2 protein-coding genes and 3 pseudogenes are annotated in these 4,579 nt (G+C 74.3%); 3 read left to right on the forward strand and 2 right to left on the reverse strand.

Annotation, left to right across the window (positions count from 1 at the left end; all coding sequences use genetic code 11):
• Positions 1 to 234 precede the first annotated feature (234 nt).
• Positions 235 to 750 carry a hypothetical protein gene (locus JNW87_RS35010; protein ID WP_238455168.1) on the reverse strand — a complete coding sequence of 172 codons (516 nt, stop codon included), beginning with the start codon at positions 748 to 750 and terminating at the stop codon, positions 235 to 237.
• Between the two features lie 13 nt (positions 751 to 763).
• Positions 764 to 1,357 carry a hypothetical protein gene (locus tag JNW87_RS35015; RefSeq protein ID WP_109805806.1) on the reverse strand — a complete coding sequence of 198 codons (594 nt, stop codon included), beginning with the start codon at positions 1,355 to 1,357 and terminating at the stop codon, positions 764 to 766.
• Between the two features lie 298 nt (positions 1,358 to 1,655).
• On the opposite strand from JNW87_RS35015, the pseudogene JNW87_RS41850 reads away from it, so the two are divergent.
• From JNW87_RS41850 to JNW87_RS35025, 3 pseudogenes are all read left to right on the forward strand, one after another.
• A pseudogene (locus tag JNW87_RS41850) lies at positions 1,656 to 1,788 on the forward strand (hypothetical protein); the annotation flags it as partial.
• Positions 1,789 to 1,812: 24 nt separating this feature from the next.
• Positions 1,813 to 2,271: pseudogene (locus tag JNW87_RS35020) on the forward strand (catalase); the annotation flags it as partial.
• Between the two features lie 235 nt (positions 2,272 to 2,506).
• Positions 2,507 to 4,579, forward strand: a pseudogene (locus JNW87_RS35025) (nitrate- and nitrite sensing domain-containing protein); the annotation flags it as partial.

Consider the following 4,579-nt stretch of genomic DNA (forward strand, 5'->3'; position numbering starts at 1 on the left):
CCGACACCGTCTGGATCAACCCACCCGAACCCGCAACCGATCAACCGCTACCCCAAGCGGCGTAACACCCACTGGTCCCACCGACCTTGACAAGTTCCGGTCCGGCTCCATCCAACCGCGGCGCGGTTAATTCATAGGTTTAGGGTTCGAGTCCCTGGCGGCCCACTCCTCCGCAGGTCAGCGGCCCTGACCGGGATCGCTGTCGCCGCAATCAGGGCCGGTACAGCAGGGCCGCTACCAAGCCCGGGGCGGTTCAGAGGCGGCCGTTCCGGTCTGGTCGCGGTTGTAGTAGTTGAACGGGGTCGTGCAGCCGGTCGCCGGCCGTCGGGTCGGCCCGCTCGTCGTCGACGCGTCGGTCCGCCCCGGGGCGCCGTCGCCCGGCCGGGCGGTGTCCTCGCCGCGCGGGTCCCGTTCGTCCTCCGGCCGGCCGCTGGCCATCGCCGAGGCGGCCACCGCGTCACTGACGGTGGTCGCCCCGAAGGCGGTGGGCAGCGGCGCCGGCTCGTGGAACTCGGGTCGGCCGGCCCGGTCGGTGTCGGCCGCCTCGCCGTCCGGGTCCCGGGCGCCGGCCACGGCCGGGTCGTCGAAGGTGCCCCGGTCGTCCAGCGCGTCCTCGGGTACGTCGGCCCGCCCTGCCCGGTCGGGCCGGTCGCCGTGCGGGGCGTCATCGCCTGGCGGCGGCACCGCGACCGGCGCGGATCGTACGGCCTCGGGGTGGTCGTTCGTGACCTGCTGCTCTTCCTGGCGCATCGCGGCAGCCTCCTCAGCGGCTCGTGGCGTCGTGCGGGTGGTCGGGGCGGCGCTGCGCCGGCGGCTGGTGCCCGACCGGGTCCTCGCCGAGCAGATCGGCGAAGAGGGCCCGGTAGTGCACGACCGCCTGGCGGAGCTCCTCGGTGCTGGTCTCGCCGCGCTCGGTGCGCAGCCGGATCTCGTGGGCGTCCCGGTAGTGGGTCAGGGTGCGGGCGTGCTCGACGGAGAGATGGGCGATCTGGTCGGAGAAGTCCCCGGTGGGGTACCCACGCTCGGCGATCAGCCGGCTGACCAGCTCGTCGGCGTCGCCCACGGTCTCGGCCGGGGAATCGACGAAGCGGACCTGGAGCTCCTCCCAGGCGGCCGCGTACCGGGCCCGGGACTCGGGCTCCAGCGGGGTGAGTTCGAGTTCGGCGTGCCGGCGCTCCCGGTCCCGCAGCTCCCGCTCGGCCGCGCTGCGGCTGTCCCGCTCGGCGACCACCCGGTCGTACTCGGGGCCGAAGCGCTGCCGGAGCGAGCGGCGGCGGGCCGCCAGCACGGCGACCGCGGCCAGCGCCGCGAGCACCAACACGACGATGACTGTGACGACTACCTGCGTGGGCGACATGGCTCCTCCTTCGCCCGCTGGTATTCCCTCCGCCCACTGATCGCCAATCCCGATCCGGGGGACTTTCCTGGCCGATCGCCCGCCCGGGCCCTCGCCGGGCATGGCGAGGCCCACCGACCACCCGTCCCACAAACTTGACTCATTCCGGAAAACGCCCTTGGGTGGGGTGATGCCGGTCGAGTCCGACGCCGAACGCCTCCGTGCGACCAGGCTGCGCGTGACGCCGACTGCTGCGCCGGATCGCCCCGGCCGGCGGCCCCGCCCGGTTCGAGCCGGGCGGCCGATCAGGAGGAGAGCGATGAGCGACCAGGCCGGGAAGCCGATCCTCACCACCCGTCAGGGCCACCCGGTCCACAACAACCAGCAGCAGCGGACGGTCGGCTCACGCGGCCCGGCGACGCTGGAGAACTACCACTTCCTGGAGAAGATCAGCCACTTCGACCGCGAGCGCATCCCCGGAGCTGGACTTCGACCCGCTGGACGACACCAAGACCTGGCCGGAGGACGTCTTCCCGCTGCGCCCGGTCGGCGTGATGACGCTCAACCGCAACGTCACCAACTTCCAGAACGAGAACGAGCAGATCGCCTTCGGCGCCGGCGTGCTGGTGGACGGGCTGGACCTCTCCGACGACAAGATGCTGGTCGGCCCGACGTTCTCCTACTCGGACACCCAGCGCTACCGGGTCGGCCCGAACCACCTCCAGCTGCCGATCAACGCGCCGCAGGAGGACGTCCAGGTCAGCACCAACCAGGACGGTGGCCAGATGTCGTACCACGTGGACAATCGGGGCGGCGGCCCGCACATCAACTTTGAGCCGTCCTCAGTGGCGGGCCTGCGGGAGGCCGACGACTCCTACCGGGGGGCGTACGGCCGCCGGGTCGCCGACGGCCTCGGCATCTCGGTCAACGCCTGACCCCCACGCCGGCCACGAGCGCCCCGCCGGTCCGTCCGGCGGGGCGCTCGCCTGCGAACGGTGTCCACAGCGGAGCATCCCGGACAGTAGTGATCGGCGAGACGGCCGGTAGTGCATCCGCCGGGGATTACGTATCCTGCCGAAGGTGCCCGAGCCGGGGCCCGGCGCCGTCGCCGGGTGGCACGCCCGGCCGGCGCCGGCGCGACCCCTGCGACACCTTCCGGGCGAGGTCTGATTGAACACCCGCGACTGGCCGATCCGCGCCAAGTTGACCGCGCTGGTCATCGGCCCGGTGACCGCGCTGCTGGCGCTCTGGATCTTCGCCACCACGCTGACCTTCGGCCCCGCCCTCGACCTGCTCGCCGCCCGCACCCTCCTCTACGACCTCGGCCGCCCCGGCGAGGCCGTCGTCGCCGAGCTGCAACGGGAACGCCGGCTCTCGGTGGTCCAACTCGCCGGCGACACCACGCTGCCCGCCCTGGCCGAGCAGCGGCTGCGCACCGACCGGGCCGTCGCCGAGCTGCGCCGCCGGGTGGCCGGGGACGACCTGCGCGACGCCGCCGACGACCTGCTCGACACCCGGCTCGACCAACTGGTCGCCGCGCTGGACGCGCTGCCCGCCGGCCGGGGCTTCATCGACGGCCGGAAGGTGGACCGGTCCGGCGCGGTCGGCCTCTACAGCGGGATGATCTCCTCGGCCTTCCAGGCGTTCTCCGCCATGGCCATGCTGCCGGACACCGAGCTCAACCGGCAGGCGCTGGCGCTCACCGCGCTCGGCCGCTCCCGGGAACTGCTCGGCCAGGGCGACGCGCTGCTGGCCGGCGCGCTGACCGCCGGCCGGTTCGCCGAGGGCGAGCACGACCAGCTCGTCCGGACCATCGACAACCAGCGGTTCCTGGCCGAGGCCGCAGTGGCCGACCTGCCCGCGCCGGAACGGACCGCGTACCGGCGGCTGACCGAGGGAGAGGCCTTCGTCCGGCTGAGCGCCCTGCAGGACGCGCTGATCCGCGCCGACGGCCTGCCGCCCCGGCTCGACGTCCGCAGCTGGGAGTCCAGCCAGGCCGCGGTGCAGCAGGGCCTGCGCGCGTTCGAGCTGAGCGGGGCCGACAAGCTGGCCGAACGCTCGGTGCCGATGGCGATCGGCATCCTGGTCCGGCTGGCCGCCGCCGGGGTGCTCGGTCTGCTCGCCGTCGTGGTCTGCGTGCTGGTCGCGCTCCGCGTCGGCCGGTCGCTGGCCGGCCGGCTGACCGGCGTCCGTACCGCCGCCCTGGAGATGGCCGAGCACCGGCTGCCCGACGTGGTCGCCCGGCTGCGCCGCGGCGAGGAGGTCGACGTCGCCCGGGAGGCGCCCGAGCTGGACCACGGCGGCGACGAGATCGGCCAGGTGGGGCACGCCTTCAACGAGGTGCGCCGGACCGCCGTCCAGGCCGCGGTCGACGAGGTCACCCTGCGCCGGGGCCTCAACGAGGTCTTCCTCAACCTCGCCCGCCGCAGCCAGGGGCTGGTGCACCGGCAGCTGGCGCTGCTGGACCGGCTGGAGCGGCGCACCGAGGACCCGGACGAGCTGGCCGGCCTCTTCCAGGTCGACCACCTCGCCGCCCGGCTCCGGCGGCACGCCGAGGACCTGGTCATCCTCGCCGGCGCGGCGCCCGGCCGGGGTTGGCGCAACCCGGTCGCCGCGGTCGACGTGATCCGCGGCGCGATCTCCGAGGTCGAGTCGTACGACCGGGTGGACGTCGGTGTGGTGCAGCCGGCCGGCGTGCTGGGCCGGCCGTCGGTGACGTGATCCACCTGCTCGCCGAGCTGATCGAGAACGCCACCGTCTTCTCCCCGCCCGGCACTCGGGTCGACGTCTCCGGGCAGGTCGTGCCGAACGGGTACGCCGTCGAGATCACCGACCGGGGACTGGGCATGTCCCCGCGGGTCCTCGAGGACGTCAACCGCAAGCTGGCCCGGTCGCCGGAGTTCGACCCGGCCGACAGCGCCCGGCTCGGCCACTTCGTGGTGAGCCGGCTCGCCGCCCGGCACGGCGTACGGGTCCAGCTCCGGCCGGCCACCCCGGCCGGCACCACGGCGGTGGTGCTCATCCCGGCCGACCTGGTCACGGACGAGCCGGCCGTGGGACCGGCCGGCCCGGAGGCCGCGGCGGCGACCGGCGACGACCGCCGGATGGCCAAGGTGACCCGGCTGAACTCCCTGCCCCGGCCGAGGTCCACCCGGCCCGGCCGGGAACGGCCCGAGTCGGCCACCCGGTGGTGCCCTTCATCGCCGGCCGCGGCTCCTCGGTCGAGTCGCCCCGGACGGCGAC

It is taken from the genome of Micromonospora sp. ATA51 (assembly GCF_016802855.1).
In the GTDB taxonomy this organism is placed as follows: Bacteria; Actinomycetota; Actinomycetes; order Mycobacteriales; family Micromonosporaceae; genus Micromonospora; species Micromonospora sicca.